The following is a 21973-nucleotide window of genomic DNA, read 5'->3' as shown; positions in this document are numbered from 1 at the left end:
TATAGTTTGTAACATATTAAATGCCACTGATTATGGAAAGGTATAAGAAATATAGAACAATACAGAAAACTTCATACATCGTGTTTTTCCTTTATTTGCTAATTCTGGCTTTAAGTAATTTCAGCTTTAACGGAAAGGTAGAATATATTCCGTACTTTATAATTATCCCGTTCGTCGTTTATTGTATAATAATGATAACAACAGAAATTCTGATATATAAAGAAAGAGAAGATTTTTTTGATACAAAACAGAGCCAGATGAGCAAAACAAATTTCAGGAATGATAGAATAGAAGCATCTACTTTATCGAAAATATAGATATAAACGAAAGAGGAGATTTTTTAAAAATCTCCTCTTTTTCAATTTATCTTCGTTCGTTATAAACTCCAAATTCTGCTATAGTTGGAGAGCCCTTAGATTCTTCTATTGATATGCGAACCTTATTTCCCCATACTTTATCAAACCTATGTATTTTAATAACATCCGATTTTACTCCTGAGAAAATAGTCTGCCATTTTCCATTATGGAGGTATTCCAATTTATAGGATTGTATATCGTTCTTGTTATTTTTTTCAGTTATTGTAATCATATTGAATGGCTGCTCATTGTTGCCTAGCTCTATTTCCAACCACGGTTTGCTTACCAGTGGATTTGACTCCCATCCTGTTTTGAAATTATCATCATTCGCAAAATCCATGAGCTGCATATCCCAGCTCCAGCTCGAATTTGCCGGTTTAAACTTTGCTATATTCGAAGAGATAATTGGAGCTTCATTTTTGGGCAAGTTATTTAATGCTCCTTCATTTTTCCACAATTTACCTATCCGGCGAAAAGCGGCAACAGCATTATCGTCTATCAATCCATCCCTGTTCGGAGCAGCGTTAAGAATAAAGTTACAATAAACCTTATTGAATGGGATTATATTGTCGTTAACCAATTTCACCGGATCTTTTACTGGCGTTTTAGGAAAATCTTCTTTCCAAAACCAAGCCGAATTTATGGGCAGACAAGACAGAGCCGGCAAAGAATTACTGTCTTTAGAAATATGCTGACCAGCACCTTGTTCATACGATTTTATATCTGTATAAAATAACGCCTGAGTAGGATACTTTGCTGCATTCAGATCCATCACAAGACAATTGGGTTGCAAAGACTTGATGAGATAGTATATATCTTCGAAAGGTATTTCGTCGTAAGAAATGCGTGACCACGGAGCATCCCACCCGTCGATTATCAGGGCTTTTATTTCTCCATAGTTGGTAAGAAGTTCTGTCAACTGAGCTTTTACCATGTCTATATGCTTAGTACTAATAAAACCCGGACGTAATTTATGATGTGTATCAAGAATCGAGTAATACAACATTACTTCAAGGCCTTCTTTTCTGAAAGCATCAGCGTATTCCTTTACCACATCGCGCTTCAATGGGCTATTCATCACATTATAGTCTGTAGTCTTGGTATCCCAAATACAAAAACCACTGTGATGTTTGGTGGTAAGGCATCCATAAGTCATGTTGGCTTCTTTTGCCGTTTTGGCCCATTGGTTACAATCTAACTTTCGAGGATTAAAAATTGAAGGTGAAGCATCAGGATCGGCCCAATCATCGCTCATAAAGGTAGGGATATTGAAATGGATAAACATTCCAAAACGCATGTTTATAAACTCTTGCTGGAGATCGGGTAATGATTTGACTTGACAATAGCCGGACAAAATAAAAAACAGGCTAAGAATTAATAATGGGCATTTTTTCATAATAAATAAAGGGGTTTAATTTATGCGAATATAGCTATTTTGAAAGATGATGAAACAGAAAATATAACACTTTTGAGCTTTTCAATATTGAAATTATATTTTGATCTGTTATGATGACTTTTTAAGAATGAAAAAATTAAATAAAATATATTGGTACATTTTTTTGATTAACTTCGCATTATTAAGTAAAAAAGTCTGATCCTGTTTCATAAGCTCTTTATGATATGAGAAAACTCCCAATCATCCTATTTTTATATTCTCTTGCTAGTATTGTATCTGCAAACGATATAGGGAACAGTTATATTAATGAACTGAATAAAGCGATAAACAACAAGAAATACTATGATGAAAAGAAAGAGCAAAAGATTAATAGCCTTAAACAGCTCTTACACATATCAGATCTCTCTCTTGCCCAAGAATATGATATAAATTTCAAACTGTCGAAAGAATACAGGAAATACAGAATGGATTCGGCAGTTTACTATATGGAAAAGAACCAAGATATAGCGAAGAAGTTAAATAGCATGGACGTTATCAACGAAACCAATCTAAATCTGTCGCTATTATACTCTGCAACAGGAATGTACCTCGAAGCAAAAGATATATTAAACCATATTGACAGAAAATCATTATCCGAAAAATTAGTTCCACTTTACTTTGAATCCAATAGTCAGTTTTACGGACACTATGCGCAAAGCAATGACAGGCATGCTTATTTTCAGATAAATGAAGCTTACAGAGATTCGTTACTTACAGCTTTAGACCCCAATTCTGTAAGGTATCGAATAACCTATGCCGAGAAGATATTCTATCAGGGACAAATAGAAATTGCCGAAAATCGCCTTCTAAAACTTATGGATGAGATAGCGGAAGATGATCCGGATTATGCCTTTGTCGCATATCTATTGGGTAAAGTCTACGAGAATAAAAAGAAACAAGATCTACAAAAAAAATATTTTGCGCTTTCAGCCCTATCGGATATTAAAAACTCAATAAAGGATAACGCCTCTTTGCAAAGCCTGGCATTGGTTTACTATGAAGAAGGAGACATAGATCAGGCCTATAAATTTACCAAGTCGTCTATCGATGATGCTGTTTTTTGCAATGTAAGATTCAGAACAATAGGCATTTCAGAGTTTTACTCAATCATCAATACAGCCTATCAGGCGAAAGAGGCAAAACAAAAAAGTAAACTGCAATTATACCTTATACTTATTAGCATCCTCACCGTATTCCTTATCGTTGCAGTGATATACGTATACAAACAAATGAAGAGAGTTTCGCGAATAAGGAAAGAATTGTATCGAGCGAATGTAAAGCTGATCGACCTGAATCAGGGAATTACGGATACCAATAAGCAACTCAAAGAGGTAAATATTCAACTATCTGAATCAAACCATATAAAAGAGGAATATATTGCCCATTTCTTCGATTTGTGCTCAACATACATCACTAAACTGGAAGATTATCGTAAATCTCTGAATAAGAAGGCTGCAAATAACCAGTTGGATGATTTGTTTAAAACACTAAAGTCTACAGCCTTTGTTGACAATGAGCTGGAAGAATTATATAAGAATTTTGATAATATATTCTTAAGTCTTTATCCCACATTTGTAGAAGACTTCAATACCCTACTTATAAGCGAAGAGCAGGTAGTTCTTAAGCCCGGAGAATTACTCAATACCGAACTGCGAATATTTGCCCTGATCCGTTTAGGAATAACAGATAGTGTAAAGATTGCTAGCTTCCTTCGCTATTCATTAAGCACGATCTATAATTACCGCACCAAAGCCCGGAATAAAGCCGCTGTATCGCGTGACGAGTTTGAGAACTTAGTGATGAAAATTGGCATAATACAGAAAAACAGATAAGTTAAAACACCTTAAGATTACTACTTTTTAGCCCTACAGTAAAAAACTCAGAACACTGTAATACAGAAATATAACTACATCATAACACTACTTTTTTGGTTCAAAAAAAAGTTACAGGCATTTATACCCATAATTTTGAAATAATTAATACCGGAAAATAAATATTTCCTAATCAATAATCTAAATTTTTATAATACCATGGCATGACTCACAGTTATAACCTCTAATCTGTACAATTTACAGTAGTATTAGCATACACTATTATGTAACTAAAAATCCAAAATCACATTTAAACCTAAAGAAATCATGAAATGTAATAAAAAACGAACAAGTAAACAATTCTTGTATAAGATTTGTCTAATTTTTGCCTTGTTGGTTTCCGGTACAGTAATGGCTCAAGATGTAGTAAGCATCTCGGGTATTGTTACCGACCAAACCGGAGAACCTATTATCGGAGCTAGTGTAGCTGTGAAAGGCACTACTACCGGAACAATGGCTGATGTTGACGGAAAATATTCTATTTCTGCACCAAACAACGCTACACTTGTATTCTCTTATGTGGGAATGAAGACTAAAGAAATTGCAGTAGCGGGCAAAACAGCTATCAATGTCACTTTAGAAGAAGCATTACAAAGTCTGGACGAAGTTGTTGTTATCGGTTATGGAACTCAACGTAAAGCCGACCTCACCACATCTGTAGCCAGCGTATCTGCCGACGAATGGGCAGACAGACCGATTATATCGGCACAACAAGCCCTTCAGGGAAAAGCAGCCGGTGTACAAGTAATACAACCTTCGGGAAAACCCGGAGTAGGGATTCAGGTTCGCGTCCGTGGAGCGTCTTCACTTAATGCAGGAAATGACCCGATATACGTTGTAGATGGTATCATTACGAATGACATTACCAATATATCTCCAACTGATATTGAGAGCATGCAGATATTGAAAGATGCTTCATCTGCTGCTATCTACGGTAGCCGTGCAGCAAACGGTGTTGTTCTTATCACAACCAAAAGAGGAGCAAAAGGAAGAACTCAGGTAGACGTGAATATGTATGCAGGGTTCTCAAATATTACAAAAAAAATAAAAACACTCAATACAAATCAATATTATGATTTGATGAGTGAAATCGGAATAAGCGTAGACCGTACAAATCAGAATTATACAGACTGGGCCAAAGAAATGTATGGAACAGGTGTTCAACAAAACTATCAGGTTTCTATTTCGGGCAGCACAGATAAAACCAATTATTATGTGTCGGGTGGCTACCAAAAAGAAGAAGGTATTATTTCTCCTGCCGACTATGACAGGTACTCTTTCAGAAGTAATCTTTCTACCGAAGTTAAGCCTTGGTTCAAGATTGCATCAAACCTAAGTTTTGCTCGTAATTCACGCATGGATGCAACAGACAATGCAAACTCTGGTCGTGGCGGTGTTATTATGTCTATACTAAACACACCTCCATTTATGCCTATATGGGATCCTGAAAAACCAGATCAATATTCTACAAATCCATTCCAGTCGTCATGGGAAAATCCTTATGCGCAAGCAAACACTTATGACAAGAACGAAGAATACCGTTTTATGGGTAATCTGGAATTAGATTTTACCCTGGCAGAAGGACTACATTTCAAACCTAGATTTTCAGTAGACTATACTTCACATACTTGGGATAAATTTATCGATCCGATTAAAACTCAATATGGTCGTCAAGCAAATGGACGTGGAGAACATGCAGATGATGGTTATTTGACATGGCAAAGTGAAAATATTTTATCCTACAGCAAAAAGTTCAATGACAAACATAATTTCTCTGCTTTGGGAGGTATTACGATGCAACGCTACAGACACAACAACTCTTACATGTCTGTAGAGGATTTTGTAAAAGGTACTACTTTCAAAACAATGACTCTGAATATGGCGAACAAAATAAATAATGCTTATACATCTAAAGAAGGTAACTCCCTAACGTCTTATCTTGCCAGAGTACAATACGACTATGAAAGCCGTTATTTATTCACTGCAAATTTCCGTGCAGATGGCTCTTCAAAACTTTATCATAGATGGGCGTATTTCCCGTCACTATCTGCCGGATGGCGTTTCTCTAGCGAAAAATTCTTCGCACCTTTAACTACATTTGTAGATGATGCTAAATTGAGAGTAGGTTGGGGACGCAATGGTAATCAAGGAGGAATTGGTAATTACGATTTATATGATACATTTGAAATAGTTAAACAAGAAGCTACAGGACAAGGTCCTGCTTTAAAGCCTGGAAGACTAGGTAACCGTGACCTGAAATGGGAAGTTACGACTCAATATAATGCAGGATTAGATCTGTCTTTATTTAATTCTCGCTTAACAGCTGAATTTGACGCTTATTACAAAAAAACAACAGACCTATTGTTATATATCACAATACCGTCTACCATAGGAGGAGCAACACTACCGATGCGTAATGACGGAGAAATGGTAAATAAGGGTTTCGAGTTTAACCTGAATGGACAGATACTAACAGGTGGATTTAAGTGGGATGCAAACTTGAATATGTCATTTAATAAAAATAAGCTTACTAAACTAGGTTTAACTCCTCAGTTTACTACTGGCTATATAGAGAGTACTGGTGATGATGTAATCATGATTAAAGAAGGATTACCTTTGGGTGCATTCTATGGATACGTTGCAGAAGGAGTTAATCCAGACACAGGAAACATTATCTATAAAGACCTCAATAACAATGGAACTGGAGGTGTAGATAAAGACGGAGTGATTGATTCAAGAGATAGAACAATTATCGGTAATGCACAGCCTGATTTCACATTTGGATTTACACATAATTTCTCTTGGAAGAATTTCACTCTGAGTGCATTCTTCAATGGGTCTTATGGCAACGATATTTTCAACGCCTCAAGAATTGATGCTGAAGGAATGTTCGACTCCAAAAATCAAACAACAACTGTACTTAATAGATGGGTTCGTCCGGGTATGATTACAGACGTACCAAGAGCAGGAGCTCTTACCAATTCTTTAAACTCTTCACGCTTTGTTGAAGACGGTTCATTTATTCGATTGAAATCATTGACTTTATCTTATGCATTCAATCAAAAAACGTTGAGACCATTAGGTGTATCTAAGTTGAGTGTATATGGAACAGTAAACAATTTGTTTACATTGACAAAATACAGAGGATACGATCCTGAATTAAGCTGGACAAACAATAATAATGCTGCACAGTTGGGTATAGATTATGGAACTTACCCACAGGCTCGTACTTTTATTTTTGGTCTTAATTTAACATTCTAAAAACTAAATCCGATGAAATACAATATAAAGAATATATTATTTAGGGCTATTATATGTATGATATTTATCCCATTTATCTCATGCGATAGCTTCCTTGATGAATCTTCGACAACGGTTACAAATGAAAACACAGGAGGAGGAGGTAAAGATAATGCGACACAGTATACCACAGCCACTCAGATGGAACAGTTGTTAGCAGGTGCATACAGTGATTATGCTAACGAATTTTGGCAACTAGACTGGTATATAATGAATGATGCTCAAGCCGATAACGCTTATGCCGGTGAACCAAAAGACATGACCATGCAATTTGATGAGCTTAGAGTTTCAGCTTCTAATGGCGGTGTAAAACGCGACTGGGGATATATGTATTCTCAAATATCGAAGGCAAATACAATTATAGAATGGATTCCTAAAATTAAAGATACCGCACTAACAGAGCAACGTAGAGGCCAAATAGCAGGTGACGCTCATTTTATGAGAGCATTGTGTTACTTCAATCTTGTTCGCATATATGGAAGTGTACCTTTAATTACACAGTATGTACCTGAAATAAGCATTAGCAATATTGATACTATATACCCATTGTTGTATCCTAAACAAGAAACTGTAGAAAATATCTATACCCAGATTGTAAATGACTTGGAATATGCCGAAGCAAACGTGATGGATTATTCAGCAAACAAGTTTAAAATTACCAAAGCTCTTGTACATCTTATACAAGCACAGGTATATGCTACCAAAGACGGCTTTGAAAATACAGACTGGAACAAAGTAAAACAGTACGCCAAAGCGGTTGTAGACGATACTCGTTATGGATTAATGGATAATTACGATGACTTGTTTGCCGTTGCCGAAACACCTTCTAACGGAGTACTTCCTAGTGTAAATCTGGTAAATGAACATTGCAAGGAATCCATCTTCGAAGTAGATTACAATAGCTGGTCTACTTTAGGAAACTGGGGAGCCCAGATGTTCTACGGCATCGACTGGAAAAAATTCAATACGCCAAGTCAGGATTTGTACAAAGCATTCACTTCTGCGGGAGATGTAGTACGTAGAGATGCATCTATCATGTTTGGAGATGTTACAGGTAAATGGACAGACAAGTATTGGCCTTCTAACAAATATCCTTATTGCTATAAACTCAGATCTCAAGAGGCCGGCAATATCGTTATATTCCGTCTGCCGGAAGCAATATTATTATTAGCCGAAGCAGAAAATGAGCTAGGTAACATAGGTGAAGCAAAAAATCTGGTAAATAAAATCAGAAAACGTGTCGACTTGGCTGACACACCGGCTAATACGAAAGATGCCATGCGTCTAGCAATAGAGAATGAGAACCGTTTTGAGTTTGCTTTCGAAGGAAAACGCTGGATGGATCTTAAACGCAGAGGTCGTTTTATTCAGGTAATGAGATCCGCTTCCGACCATCAGAACGCTTATGCATCTCGTCTGAATGAAAATAAACTTGTGTGGCCGATTCCTCAAAGCGAACTAGACCTGAATGTTAATCTTGTTCAAAACCCTGGCTATTAATCTATAAATTAAATGCAGAAAAATATGAAATCTATATATAAAGCAATTATGTGCGGATTGTGCTCATGTATTCTCCTCGCCTCATGTGAGGAAGAAGATACAAGAAAAGTATTTCCGCATTCAACACCGGTAATTGAGTCGGCGGCAATCAATCCAACTACATTTTCTTATGGGGATTCTGTTACTATCACGGCGAAAGTTTCTGATCCTACAACTCCTCTTTCTACATTGGAAATGAAAATGATAGTGAATGACGTACTTGTTGCACAGCAATCGATACGCACGGCTGGCAATAGCACCGAGGTATCTTCTAAATTTAAGGTAGCCTATACAAGCGAGCTGCCGGAAGATGCAAGCGTTGAAGTTCTTTTAACCCTAACCAATGTTGAAGGAGATCAAACGACAGGTACTATCACAGGAGTGAAAGGAAAAAGGACTTATTATAGCAAATTATATCTTGTACTGGATAATGGACAGGTAATTACCTTAACTCCTGAAGCTTTGAAATCTGATAAGTACAAATCATCTGAACTTAAGCTCAAGGCAAATAGTATCCGTTACAGAATCGCGGAGAAAATTACTACAGATAATCAGATCGATTTCTCAGGACATGTATGGGGAAGTAAATCAGGAGCCGTTCAATTGGTAGATGAAACCGGTGACTATATTACTACTGCGAACACAAGTATTGACTATATTACAAATATTGTATTTGACAACTATAAGTTCACAACAAGCTTAGCCGGAGATAAATACAATCCGAATGACCTTGTAATAGATAACTTTGGCGATGTAACAGCGAGTGGTGAAGCATTTAAGAAACTATCACGCACATTTGAGAAAGATCAGGAAATAAATCTATTCGCCGATCTTGCTTCTACAGATATTGTATATGATCTCAATTACTTTGTACGTACAGCTGAGGATAAGGTCAAATTTATTGGTGATACAGGAAGCTATGATCTGTATTATAGCGAAACTCGCCAAGTAGCCATAATAGATCCTTCGGTAAGAGAATATCCAAACGTATTGCTTGCTGCCGGAGAAGGTCTTGGTTATCCATCGAAAGTGAAACCTGGAGCACATACAGCATGGGATTTCAACGCCCCATTACAAGCTATTGTTTTCCGTAAAGTGGCAGCAGACATATATCAGGCTGTAGTCTACTTCGATGCATCTAAAGCGAACTTCAAACCATTTGAAAACAGATCATGGGCTAATGAGAAGAAATCAACAAACTTCACGATGCCTTCTATCTTGGCCAAAGATACAGATTTAGGGAAGACTGATGGTAACTGGTATGCTGCAGAAGGAGCGGTATCAGGCAACTATAAAATAACAATCAATCTGGCAACCAAGGTAGTTACAGCAGAGAGTGTAACTCTTCCTTAAATTTAAGTACAACCTAGATACTTATTGGCCTGTACGGAAAAAGTACAGGCCAATAATAAAAGATAAAAAAACATGAAAAAATATTTAATTCCTGTATTATCTCTTCTTCTGGCTATAGCGTGCACCGATCACAATACAGATCCGGAATCACCAGATGATGATCAGCAAGGGTCTACCGAGAATAATGACGTAAGAATGTGGCTGACTACTCAATCGAAAGTTTATATGATGAAAGAACTTCCGATCGAGTATTCGAATGACATTACAGACGTTGTATTACGGCTCGATCCCACTGTGAAATATCAGACAATAGATGGATTTGGTGGTGGTCTTACAGGCTCATCGGCATATCTCCTCAAACAGATGAGTGCCGAAGCTCGGGCAAAGGTTCTCAAAGAGCTGTTCGATCCGAAAGAAGGTGCAGGACTAGAAAGCTTAAGGCTATGTATTGGAGCTTCCGATTTTTCGATGGCACTATATACATATTGTGATAAAGAGGGAATAGAAAATTTTGCAATTCCTGAAATAGACAAGCGTGATTTATTGCCTGTATTGAAAGAGATACTAGCAATCAATCCTAAAATTAAGCTGATAGCAAGCCCATGGTCACCACCGGCATGGATGAAGAGTAGCGGCCAATTAAATAACGGCAAGCTTAAAGGCCCGGAAGTATATGATGCTTATGCTACCTATTTTGTAAAATATGTAGAGGCAATGAAAGCTGAAGGAATTACAATTGATGCTATTACATTGCAAAACGAAGCCGATTTCGAATCAGGCGTGCACCCTTCTATGAAAATGTCATGGCAGGAACAAGCAGAAATAATAGGAAAATATCTTGGTCCTAAATTCAAAACGGCGGGTATTACAACTAAAATATTAATACTAGACCACAACTTCGACATTTACAACTACGCAATCAACGTATTACGAGATGCTACCGCAAATCAATATATTGACGGAACAGCATTTCATGGTTATGCAGGGAATCCATCGGCTATCAATGCCGTTAAAGCAGAATTCCCAGATAAAAGTATATACGAAACAGAATTATCGGGAGGAGGATGGAATACAGGTACAGAAATGGAAACCTTATTCTATTATCTTACAGACTTTCTTGTACCATGTATACAAAACGGATCTAGCAACTATATGATGTTCAACGTTGCGCTTAATTCGCAACATGGCCCCGTAACTCCGGGAGGAGTATTTTGCGAAGATTGTAGAGGAATTGTAACCATAGATGGAGATGTATATAAGAAAGAGCTCGAATATTATCTATTAGGGCACTTTGGTAAGGTATGCCGAAGTGGAGCAAAAATGATTAGTACTTCATTTCTTGGGACACTTCCTGATGGAGTTACAGCTACTGCTTTCTTAAATCCTGATGGCAGCAAAGGCCTTGTGATTGTCAACAAATCAGGCAATAGTATTAATCTTACAGTAAAAGATCAAGCAACAAGCAAACGGTTCGTGTACAACGTTCCGAATTTGGCTATTGCGTCATTTATATTGAAATAAGATTGTTTGGTGGAGTCTGTATATGAATTCATTCTATGCAGACTCCTTTTTGAAATTTGAATAATTTAAATCCTCATGAAAAAAATTGTTTACGCAGCACTTTTCTGTTCTATCCTATTCTCTTGTACCGAGAAAAAGGAGTATGTAAAAATATATACGACTACGGCAGATAAAGAAAAGACAATGCAAAAAGACTCGGTAGCGTTTTCTGCTAAATCAGACACAAAAGCTACTGACAATATAATAACACTATATCCTGAAGAGAAATATCAGGAAATGGACGGTTTTGGTGCAGCCATAACCGGGTCAAGCTGTTATAATCTTTTAAAGATGACAGCAGAAGACAGAACTACACTCCTGAAAGAAACATTCGATCCGGTGAATGGATATGGATACAGCTATATCCGTATATCACTGGGAGCTTCCGACTTTTCGTTAGACGAATACACATATTGTGACAAACCGGGGATAGAGAATTTCGCTCTGCATGAATATGACAAACGCGATCTATTTCCAATTCTGAAAGAAATAAAGGCGATTAATCCGGCTGTGAAAATTATGGCCTCACCTTGGTCTTGCCCTAAATGGATGAAGGTAAACAACCTGCAAGAACTAAAACCATTTGACTCTTGGACAAGCGGACAGTTAAATCCTAAATATTATCAAGATTATGCTGCCTACTTTGTAAAATATATTCAGGCAATGGAAGCGGAAGGCTTCAAGATAGATGCCGTAACAATACAAAATGAGCCGTTGAACAGAGGGAATTCCATGTCGCTATATATGACTTGGCAGGAGCAACGAGACTTTGTAAAATCTGCACTAGGCCCGGCCTTTGAAAAAGCAGGCATAAAAACTAAAATATTGGTCTATGATCATAATTACAACTATGATGAAGACAAAGCAGAAAACTTCGATCAAAAACAATATCCACTAAAAATATACGAGGATGCCGATGCTGCAAAATATATCGATGGTGCCGCTTTTCATGCTTATGGTGGTGATAAAGAAGAATTATTGAAAATTCATAACGGCCGTCCTGACAAGAACTTATATTTCACAGAAATGTCAATCGGGCTTTGGGGTGAAGGATATTCATTTGCAAAAGACTTGATGTGGAACATGCGTGAAGTTTGTATCGGTACGATCAACAACTATAACAAAGCAGTTATTATGTGGAACTATATGCTTGACGACAAGCATGGCCCCGACCGTCCGGGCGGATGTGATATTTGCTTAGGTTGCATCACGATAGACTCTAACGATTATAAAACAACAGACAAGAATAGTCATTACTATACAATGGCTCATCTGTCAAAGGTTATAAAACCGGGTAGCCATCGTATTAAGTCGGAAGGACAAACAGTAGAAGGTATCTACTATTCAGCATTCGAGAATCCGGACAAAACCTATTCTATCGTATTGCTAAATGACACCCCTGCACAGCACACTGTTACAGTACAACTTGGGAACAAATCATTCAGCTACAACGTACCGGCTAGTTCTGTAATTTCGTGCATTTGGAAATGAATCGGTTCAAATATTAAAAGCTGAATAATAAAAAGATTATATTTGCGACCAATTTTTGCAAAAAAAAGAAAATACTAAATTATTAATTACATACTTATGCTGAAAAGAGGAAAAACGCTATTAAGCATCCTAATCATGGGAGCTATAAGCTTAAATATGATAGGGCAAAACAAAACACCTATCTATTTAGATGAAACAAAACCTATTGAACAACGAATTGAAGATGCGCTCTCCAGAATGACTCTGGAAGAAAAAGTCGCCATGTGCCATGCACAATCTAAATTCAGTTCGGCAGGAGTTCCCCGTTTAGGCATTCCTGAGAATTGGGCAACAGATGGTCCTCACGGTATTCGCCCCGAAGTTTTGTGGGATGAGTGGGATCAGGCCGGATGGACTAACGATTCGTGTATCGCTTTTCCGGCTCTTACATGTCTGGCTGCAACATGGAGCAAAGATATGTCTGCGCTGTATGGAAAAAGCATCGGAGAGGAAGCTCGATATCGTAACAAGAATATACTACTTGGTCCGGGAGTAAATATCTACCGTACACCACTCAATGGAAGAAACTTCGAGTATATGGGAGAAGATCCTTATCTGGCTTCAAAAATGGTGGTGCCTTATATACAGGAGGTACAGGCCAATGGAGTAGCAGCATGTGTAAAACATTATGCTCTCAACAATCAGGAAATAGATCGTCATACAGTAAATGTAAATGTAGATGATCGTGCCCTATACGAGATATATCTTCCGGCTTTCAAAGCTGCTGTACAAGAAGGAAAAGCTTGGGCTATAATGGGTGCATATAACAGATATAAAGGACAATGGGCTTGCCACAACCAATATTTACTGAATGATATACTCCGTGGAGAATGGGGCTTTGATGGAGTCGTTGTATCCGACTGGGGTGGAGTAAACAGCACAAAGGAAGCTATTTATCATGGTCTGGATATGGAATTCGGTTCGTGGACTGATGGACTGAGTGAAGGGGCAAGCAATGCCTATGACAACTATTACCTGGCAAAACCATTCTTGAAACTATTACAATCGGGAGAAGTAAAGGTAGAAGAAGTAGACAAAAAAGTTCGTAATATTCTTCGTCTTGCATTCCGTACTACAATGAACACAAAACGTCCTTGGGGCTCTTTTGGAACACCGGAGCATGCAGCTGCCGGACGCAAAATAGCAGAAGAAGGAATTGTATTGTTGAAGAACAACAACGGGGTATTACCAATCGACCTGAATAAAACGAAAAAAATACTCGTAGTTGGAGAAAACGCAATTAAGCCAATGACAGTAGGAGGAGGCAGCTCTTCATTAAAAGCTAAATATGAGATTTCGCCGCTGGACGGAATCATCAATCGTGTGGGAACACAAGCGGAAGTTATATATGCTCGTGGCTATGTAGGTGACCCTACAAGCGAATACAACGGCGTAAAGCTAAAGAGAGACCTTCACGACTCACGCTCAGCAAGCGAACTGATCGCAGAAGCAACCAGCCTTGCCAAGAACGTTGATCTGGTTATATTTATCGGAGGATTAAACAAAAGTGACAGACAGGATAGTGAAGGCAATGACCGCGAATCATTGAGCCTCTCTTATGGTCAGGATAAAGTAATTTCAGAGCTGGCAAAGGCAAACAAAAACTTTGTTGTTGTAAATATCTCGGGTAATGCTGTAGCAATGCCTTGGATAAACGAAGTTCCGGCTATTGTTCAAACATGGTATAACGGTACTGAATCAGGTACGGCTTTGGCTTCAATTCTTACAGGTGATGCAAACCCTTCGGGAAAACTGCCTTTCACATTCCCTGTGAAGCTCGAAGACAACGGAGCTCATAAGCTAGGCGACTATCCGGGTGTAAACAAAGAAGCTACTTATAAAGAAAGTATCTTCGTGGGATACCGTTGGATCGATAAAGAAAAAATCAAACCTTTATTCCCTTTCGGACATGGACTTAGCTATACTACTTTCGAGTACGGAAAAGTATCTGCCGATAAGAAAGAAATGACAGCAGATGGAAAAATCACATTCTCTGTAAATGTAAGAAATACAGGGAGCCGAGACGGTGCAGAAATAGTTCAGTTGTATATAAGCGATCTGAAATCATCTCTTCCCCGCCCTGTAAAAGAGTTGAAAGGTTTTGAAAAAATAAACCTGAAAGCAGGAGAAGAAAAAACGGTGACTTTCACGATTGACAAGTCAGCCCTAAGCTTCTTTGATGCGGATAAACATGACTGGGTTGCCGAAAATGGTGACTTTGAAGCAATCATCGGAGCATCTTCAACAGATATAAAATCAAAGGTAGGATTTAAACTAAAATAAAATTCTTACATAAAAACAGGAAGCACAGGTCAAATGATCTGTGCTTTTTTCTTTTTGTATAAAAGCACGCAGAAGCCTACCATCAAATAAAACACTAGTAATAAGCATAATAAATATAAGTATTTATAAATACTTACAGATTGCCTCACATTTTGCCATATAATCCTAATAGTCAAAGTATGTTGGGAACTTACATAAGAAGCTCAAGCATATGTATATATAATGCCTCATATAAACTCTGAAAAAATGAAAGGGCAAATCTTTTTCGATTTGCCCCTCATACTGAGTTTGTTTTGTAAAGTGTGTTGTGTAATTGAGAATAATAATTCAATTAACGAAGGTTGGGACCTCTGTTATGGAATTTAATAATATCAAAGGTAAGTGATAAATTCAACACATTGGTTAATATTTATAATTCCTTACCACAAGATGCATAAATGCATAATAAACAATAGCTTACAATAAAATATAAGATTATTAGACAGACTTTTAGATGCTTATACAGTAGGTTTATTACTTCTGAAGTCAGACGGAGAAAGCCCCGTTATTTTCTTAAAGGATTGATAAAAAGATGTGCGGTTATTAAACCCGACATCAAAGGCTATAGCATCAATAGAAATGACATCAGACTTTTCATTTGATAAAATCTTTATAGCTTCTTTTACTCTGTATTCGTTGATATAGGTATTAAAATTTTTCCCTGTAGTTTGGTTAATTGCTTTCGACAAATAATTTCTATTTATACTCATTTGTTTAGCCATTAAGTCTAAAGTCAAATCAGCATTTTTAAAAATCTTTTCTTTCGAAACTAGTTCATGTACTTCTTTCATCAAAGCAACATCTTCTTGTGTAGGTTGCTCCTCTTCTATCGCTTTTTCTTCTGATTTGTCTTCTTCCTCTAATACATCCGCAGACTCATAAGTAGCATAAGGCAACATCTCGCTTGCCCACTCTTGATTTTTATATACCAGAGCCCTATATGCCATCCTATTTCTATGATACAATACGATAGAAACGATAAGTCCAACCGAAATAATCAGTATAATTATGCTTCCATAGAATATTTTGTATTTAAAAGCATCTTCCTTGGCTTTCATATCCTCATTCATTACCCGAGCCTTGGTCTCATATAAGTCTTGTTCAGCTTTTAGAAGTATCAGGCTACTATACTTATCCTGAAAATATTTATTAATCATCAGCGTAGAATCAAAAAAAGCAAGTGCCAGCTCTTTATTCCCCACTTTGGAATAATAACAACACATCAGAGGATACAATGATTGATAAAGATCTGTGTTTTCGGTTCTTCGTATAAAAAGCTGAGTAGAATCTATTAAGGTCTTCGTTTTTTTAAAATCATTCTTCAAAAGGTAGCTTTTGGCTAATTCTAAACTAACATCAGACGCCAGCTCATAATCATTATCCATGAGCATCCGGTTTAGTCCGGCACGAAGATATGGGATTGCATCATCCGGCTTACCTCTACTAATCAAACATTTTCCTATATTACTAAGCGATACTGCATCGATAACCGGCTTCAGCTTTACATTATCTACACTAAAATATGCCGATCTGAAATAATACTCTGCCGAGTCTGTATTCCCAATCAAATTATAGTACGAGCCAATTGCATTTCGTGCCAATAAATTGGAACGATCGAAATAATATTTTGGAGGCTTTAAAGCTTGCCGCAGATATGGAATAGCTTTATCATAGTTACGAAAAAAGTAATACGCCCTCCCTATTTGATAATAAGCATACCCTCTTCCGGGATATTCTTCAGCGGTGATATTTTTTAGTTGTTCGTCTATAACGTAAGTTTGGGCAAAGGCTTTAGCATATAAAGAAGACTTCCAGTATATATTAAATATGGCTTCCATTGCCCTAATTTTCATTACCATATTGTTTTGTCTCTCTGCCTTTTTAACAACCTCCTCCATTTTGGCTATTTTGTAAGAGATATCATTGTTTTCTCCTGCGGGTAGGACTAAAGCATACATATAGTCTGCTTCTATATCCAACTGTGATGAATTATACTTCTTTGCCTCTCGTCTTACCTTTGATATTTCCTGAAGTTGTCTGTCTAAAGGCAGGTAATTAAATATATCTTCGTAGTAATCAGACAAGTCATCTACGCTTTTAATAAATCCATCATGAGCTAATTTATAGAAAACAGAATCAGAGCAGAAGTAGCGCACTCTGTTGTATTGTTTCACGTATACACTATCTATGCTGAAAGCATTGACGATAGAAACTGTTAATAAGAGGGAAAGAATCAGAAATAGCCTTCTCATCCCTGTGTAGTTTATAAGTTTATAGGGCACCACTCAATTTGTGTTATAGTCTTATTATTTTGTTATATAGCAAAATCGATGCAAAATAAAATAAATTTTGCTATTAACATAAGAAAATCTCAAAAAAATAGAATCTAGAGGTATTCTGAAAGTAAAATGTTTTAAAACAACGGGGCTTTGTATCAAAGTAATGAAATAAATATATAATTTTGAAATATAAATGGAAAATAAAATAAAACTATCCGTGCTTGGCTTTTCTTTCAACCAGTCTCAGTCTGGAACTTATGGACTAGTATTGGCTGAAGAAGACGGCTTACGCCGTTTAATGATCGTGATAGGCACACCCGAAGCCCAATCTATCGCTTTCAAACTACAGGGATCAATTCCCCCTCGTCCGTTAACACATGATCTCTTTCAGACTCTATTGGCACAGCTTGGTATTCTATTGCTCGAGGTGAATATTTACAAATATGAAGATGGTGTATTCTTCTCTAAAATGATACTGCGCCAGGGAACAGAAATAATAGAAATAGAATCGCGGACATCGGATGCAATAGCCATTGCTTTACGAACCAAATCTCCGGTATATACATCCGAAATTATTATGCAAGAACAAGCGGTTGTATTTGATGACAATACGTCGGAAGATAATGCGTCGGAAAACGAAAAAGATAATTTGGCATTAGATTACTCCTTATTAAACGAAGAAGAATTGGAGAGCCTTCTTAAAGATGCTATTGATGGAGAAGATTACGAACTGGCATCGTTGCTCAGAGACGAATTACTTAAAAAAAAAGATGACCCTAAGTAATTTTTACAATTAGCTTATAATAAATACACTACACCCACTATTTCCATAATCTAAACCTTTTTTAAGCTTTATAAGGATTCGCTTGTGCAACGAAAAGCGTGTCCCGATCATCTTTTTAAAAGAAACAAATCCGGAGGTTTCTTTTTAGAGGTTGATATCACTCTTTGAGTAAAAAATTATTTGTTAATTATAAAGAATAAATTATGAAACTTAGAAAAATTCTAGGATTAGCTTTGTGCGCTTCTATTTTTAGTTTTGGTGCTATGTCGTGTAGCGATGACGACAATAAAGACAACGGTAATGATGTATCTGTGATTTCGGGTACATGGAAACATGCGAAAACGGATGCCGAGGTAGAAGTCACCAAGCCGGAGATAAAAGAAAAAGTAGTAGCTGCTATTAAAGAAATGAATGATGTTGCAAATAACGTGTATGTATTTAAACTCGACAGCACATTCAAAGCTAAGATAGCTGTCAACGAGGAATTGGTAGAAATAGAAGGTAAATACACATTGAAAGATAACATCCTAACACTGAAGCACGAGCAAAGCTTACAAGCATTATCTTACAAAAGCACTGATATTATTGCTTCGGAAGATGTAAAAGAAAAAGTTGCGGAAAAACTAGAAATAGACAAAGCCGATATCAAGAAAGCCATACGAGTTGATACATTCAGCAAGATAACAAAATAAAAAGCTGTTTGTCAATAGTGTAAAAAGCCATTCTCTAAAAAAGAATGGCTTTTGCCTTTTATGTCAAAGTTTGTAATGAGTATAAATATGCGCTTAATTTTTCGTATTTTTGTATCCATTTTTTAGAACTATGGCAGCAGAAAAAAATATTTTCATAAAAGGAGCAAGGGTTAACAACCTAAAAAATATAGATGTCGAAATCCCTCGAAATAAATTTATTGTTATTACAGGTGTTTCGGGTTCAGGAAAGTCTTCTTTGGCATTTGATACGCTCTATGCGGAGGGACAACGCCGTTATGTAGAGAGCCTATCGTCATATGCCCGTCAGTTTCTTGGTAGGATGAACAAGCCCGAAAGTGACTATATTAAAGGTATTCCGCCTGCGATAGCCATCGAACAACGAGTGAGCGCACGCAATCCTCGCTCAACAGTAGGTACATCTACAGAGATATACGAATATCTACGATTACTATTTGCCCGCATCGGAAAGACTGTCTCTCCGGTATCAGGCGAAGTCGTAAAAAAGCATCAGGTAAGCGACATTGTAGAAAAGATGCTCTCCTTCCCCGAAGATACCCGCTTGGCCATATTGACAAAGATAATCCTTCGGAATGACAGAACACTGATCGAACAGTTAGAAATATTACTCAAAGAAGGATTCTCCAGAGTTGAAATCTCAGGCCAATTTGAGCGAATAGAAGATTTAATAGCCTCAAAGAAAGACTTAAACCCGGATGATCTGCTTCTCTTGATCGACCGTCTTACCTGTGACAAAGATTCTGCCAATATCAGTCGTTTTTCGGAATCCATAGAAACAGCTTTTTACGAAGGAGAAGGTGACTGTATCGTCCGCTTTTATACGGGTGATAAAATTCAGATGTTCAATTTTTCTAAACATTTCGAAGCTGATGGAATTCAATTTGAAGAACCCAGCGATCTGATGTTTAGCTTCAATAGCCCTGTCGGTGCTTGTCCTGTATGCGAAGGATTTGGCAAAGTAATGGGTATTGACGAAGATTTGGTTATCCCCAACAAAGGCTTGTCTGTTTATGAAGATGCCGTCGTATGCTGGAAAGGTGAAAAAATGAGCGAATGGAAAAAGGAGTTCATCCAATCTGCAGCCCGCTATGATTTTCCTATACACAGACCTTACTTTGAACTATCGGATAAAGAAAAAGACCTATTGTGGCATGGTGCTATAGGACTACATGGAATTGACGCATTTTTTCAGATGGTTGAAGAAAACCAGTACAAGATTCAATATCGTGTTATGCTGGCTCGCTATCGTGGGAAAACGACATGTCCTTCGTGCAAAGGAGCACGGCTAAAACCTCAAGCTCTCTATGTAAAAGTGGCAGGAAAAACCATTGCTGATTTGGTTCTGATGCCTATTACAGAATTACAAGAGTTTTTCCAGAACTTAGAATTAGACGAAACAGACGCTGCAATCGCCAAACGTCTGTTGACTGATATAAATGTACGAGTTCAGTATCTCGTAAATGTAGGGCTGGGTTATCTTACCCTAAACCGTCTTTCGAATTCATTGTCGGGAGGAGAGAGCCAACGTATCAATTTGGCAACGTCTCTCGGCAGCAGCCTTGTGGGTTCGTTATATATATTAGATGAGCCAAGTATCGGATTGCATTCCAGAGACACAGACCTGTTGATTAACGTCCTGCAAGAACTAAAAGCCATCGGCAATACGGTGGTAGTAGTGGAGCATGATGAAGAGATAATACGTGCAGCAGACTATATAATAGACATAGGCCCGAAGGCAGGACGACTAGGAGGAGAAGTCGTATATCAAGGAGATGTAGATGGACTTCGCAAGCATACAGACAGCTATACAGTACGCTACCTGAATGGAGAAGAGAAAATAGAAGTACCAAAAATCCGCCGCAAATGGAACAATTACATTGAGGTAAAAGGGGCACGACAAAACAACCTTAAAAATATCAATGTAAAGTTTCCTTTGAATGTAATGACCGTAGTAACGGGGGTGAGTGGCTCAGGGAAATCATCACTGGTTACGGATGTGCTCTATACAGCATTGGAGCGTCATTATAAAGGAAAAGGAGACCAAATCGTACAATACAATGGTCTGGAAGGTGATCTCAACTTGATAAAAGAAATCGAAATGGTCGATCAAAATCCGATTGGCCGTTCGTCTCGTTCAAATCCGGTTACATATATCAAGGCTTACGATGAAATACGAAAACTCTTTGCCGAGCAACCGCTTGCCAAGCAGATGCATTTTACTCCCGCTTATTTCTCTTTCAATGTAGAAGGGGGAAGGTGTGAAGAGTGTGCCGGTGAAGGCAAGATTTTGGTAGAAATGCAATTCATGGCAGATGTGATGCTCGAATGCGAAGTATGTAAAGGGCGAAGATTCAAACAAGACATACTCGATGTACAATACCGAGGCGTAAATATCTATGAGGTATTGGAAATGACAATCGATCAGGCAATCGAATTCTTTGAAGGAGGAAAAGGCAATACCGAAAAGAAAATAGTAAAACGTCTGAAACCACTACAAGATGTGGGATTGGGTTATGTAAAACTAGGTCAGTCTTCTTCATCTCTGTCGGGAGGAGAAAATCAACGTGTAAAGCTTGCTTTCCATTTAGCTGATGAGAAGCCCGATCCGACTTTCTTTATTTTTGACGAGCCAACCACAGGTCTTCACTTCCATGATATAAAAACATTATTGAAAGCCTTCGATTCTATGATTAAAAGAGGGCATACAATAGTTATTATAGAACATAACATGGATGTAATCAAATATGCAGATCATATCATTGATATTGGTCCTGAAGGAGGAAAAGATGGTGGGAACATCGTTTGTGAAGGCACACCTGAGCAAGTCGTTCAATGCAAAGAATCTTATACAGGCCGCTTCTTAAAAGAAAAATTAGACCAATAATAAAATAGATATCTCACAAAAGAAGAAAC

General features: G+C 37.5%; 12 protein-coding genes. 10 read left to right on the top strand and 2 right to left on the bottom strand.

The annotated features are described in order from the left end of the window. Nucleotides 1-363 precede the first annotated feature (363 nt). Nucleotides 364-1752, bottom strand: a complete 1389-nt coding sequence (locus HMPREF9456_RS01660) for an alpha-L-fucosidase (RefSeq protein ID WP_006841711.1) — start codon at nucleotides 1750-1752, stop codon at nucleotides 364-366. Between the two features lie 224 nt (nucleotides 1753-1976). Between HMPREF9456_RS01660 and HMPREF9456_RS01655 the strand changes: the two genes are divergently transcribed. The 7 genes from HMPREF9456_RS01655 to HMPREF9456_RS01625 all read left to right on the top strand — a co-directional run bounded on the left by HMPREF9456_RS01655 (nucleotide 1977) and on the right by HMPREF9456_RS01625 (nucleotide 15227). Continuing rightward, nucleotides 1977-3623 (top strand): DUF6377 domain-containing protein, encoded by a 1647-nt coding sequence (locus tag HMPREF9456_RS01655; RefSeq protein ID WP_006841710.1) that lies wholly within the window; start codon nucleotides 1977-1979, stop codon nucleotides 3621-3623. Between the two features lie 306 nt (nucleotides 3624-3929). After that, nucleotides 3930-6923 carry a SusC/RagA family TonB-linked outer membrane protein gene (locus HMPREF9456_RS01650; RefSeq protein WP_006841709.1) on the top strand — a complete coding sequence of 998 codons (2994 nt, stop codon included), beginning with the start codon at nucleotides 3930-3932 and terminating at the stop codon, nucleotides 6921-6923. Between the two features lie 12 nt (nucleotides 6924-6935). Continuing rightward, a complete protein-coding gene (locus HMPREF9456_RS01645) occupies nucleotides 6936-8462 on the top strand; it encodes a RagB/SusD family nutrient uptake outer membrane protein (RefSeq protein ID WP_006841708.1) in 1527 nt (508 codons plus the stop codon). A 24-nt stretch (nucleotides 8463-8486) separates the two neighbouring features. Then, the gene (locus HMPREF9456_RS01640) at nucleotides 8487-9854 is read left to right on the top strand and encodes a DUF5016 domain-containing protein (protein ID WP_006841707.1); all 1368 of its coding nucleotides are present in this window, start codon (nucleotides 8487-8489) and stop codon (nucleotides 9852-9854) included. 72 nt (nucleotides 9855-9926) lie between these two features. Then, nucleotides 9927-11375, top strand: coding sequence for a glycoside hydrolase family 30 protein (locus HMPREF9456_RS01635; protein WP_006841706.1), 1449 nt, complete (start codon nucleotides 9927-9929; stop codon nucleotides 11373-11375). Nucleotides 11376-11450: 75 nt separating this feature from the next. Continuing rightward, nucleotides 11451-12905: a glycoside hydrolase family 30 protein gene (locus HMPREF9456_RS01630; protein WP_006841705.1), complete on the top strand. Its 1455-nt coding sequence runs from the start codon at nucleotides 11451-11453 to the stop codon at nucleotides 12903-12905. A 135-nt stretch (nucleotides 12906-13040) separates the two neighbouring features. Next, nucleotides 13041-15227, top strand: a complete 2187-nt coding sequence (locus HMPREF9456_RS01625) for a glycoside hydrolase family 3 C-terminal domain-containing protein (protein ID WP_245530983.1) — start codon at nucleotides 13041-13043, stop codon at nucleotides 15225-15227. A 497-nt stretch (nucleotides 15228-15724) separates the two neighbouring features. Here the strand turns inward: HMPREF9456_RS01625 and HMPREF9456_RS01620 are convergent, their stop codons facing one another. Further along, nucleotides 15725-17518, bottom strand: a complete 1794-nt coding sequence (locus HMPREF9456_RS01620) for a helix-turn-helix domain-containing protein (RefSeq protein WP_006841703.1) — start codon at nucleotides 17516-17518, stop codon at nucleotides 15725-15727. A 220-nt stretch (nucleotides 17519-17738) separates the two neighbouring features. Between HMPREF9456_RS01620 and HMPREF9456_RS01615 the strand changes: the two genes are divergently transcribed. From HMPREF9456_RS01615 to uvrA, 3 genes are all read left to right on the top strand, one after another. Next, nucleotides 17739-18329, top strand: a complete 591-nt coding sequence (locus tag HMPREF9456_RS01615; RefSeq protein WP_006841702.1) for a bifunctional nuclease family protein — start codon at nucleotides 17739-17741, stop codon at nucleotides 18327-18329. Between the two features lie 203 nt (nucleotides 18330-18532). After that, nucleotides 18533-19021 carry a DUF5004 domain-containing protein gene (locus HMPREF9456_RS01610; RefSeq protein WP_006841701.1) on the top strand — a complete coding sequence of 163 codons (489 nt, stop codon included), beginning with the start codon at nucleotides 18533-18535 and terminating at the stop codon, nucleotides 19019-19021. Between the two features lie 130 nt (nucleotides 19022-19151). Then, complete coding sequence (gene uvrA, locus HMPREF9456_RS01605) at nucleotides 19152-21944, top strand: excinuclease ABC subunit UvrA (protein WP_006841700.1); 2793 nt, start codon at nucleotides 19152-19154, stop codon at nucleotides 21942-21944. Nucleotides 21945-21973 lie beyond the last annotated feature (29 nt).

This window comes from Dysgonomonas mossii DSM 22836 (genome assembly GCF_000213575.1).
In the GTDB taxonomy this organism is placed as follows: domain Bacteria; phylum Bacteroidota; class Bacteroidia; order Bacteroidales; family Dysgonomonadaceae; genus Dysgonomonas; species Dysgonomonas mossii.
This window is presented reverse-complemented; position numbering and strand designations above follow the sequence as displayed.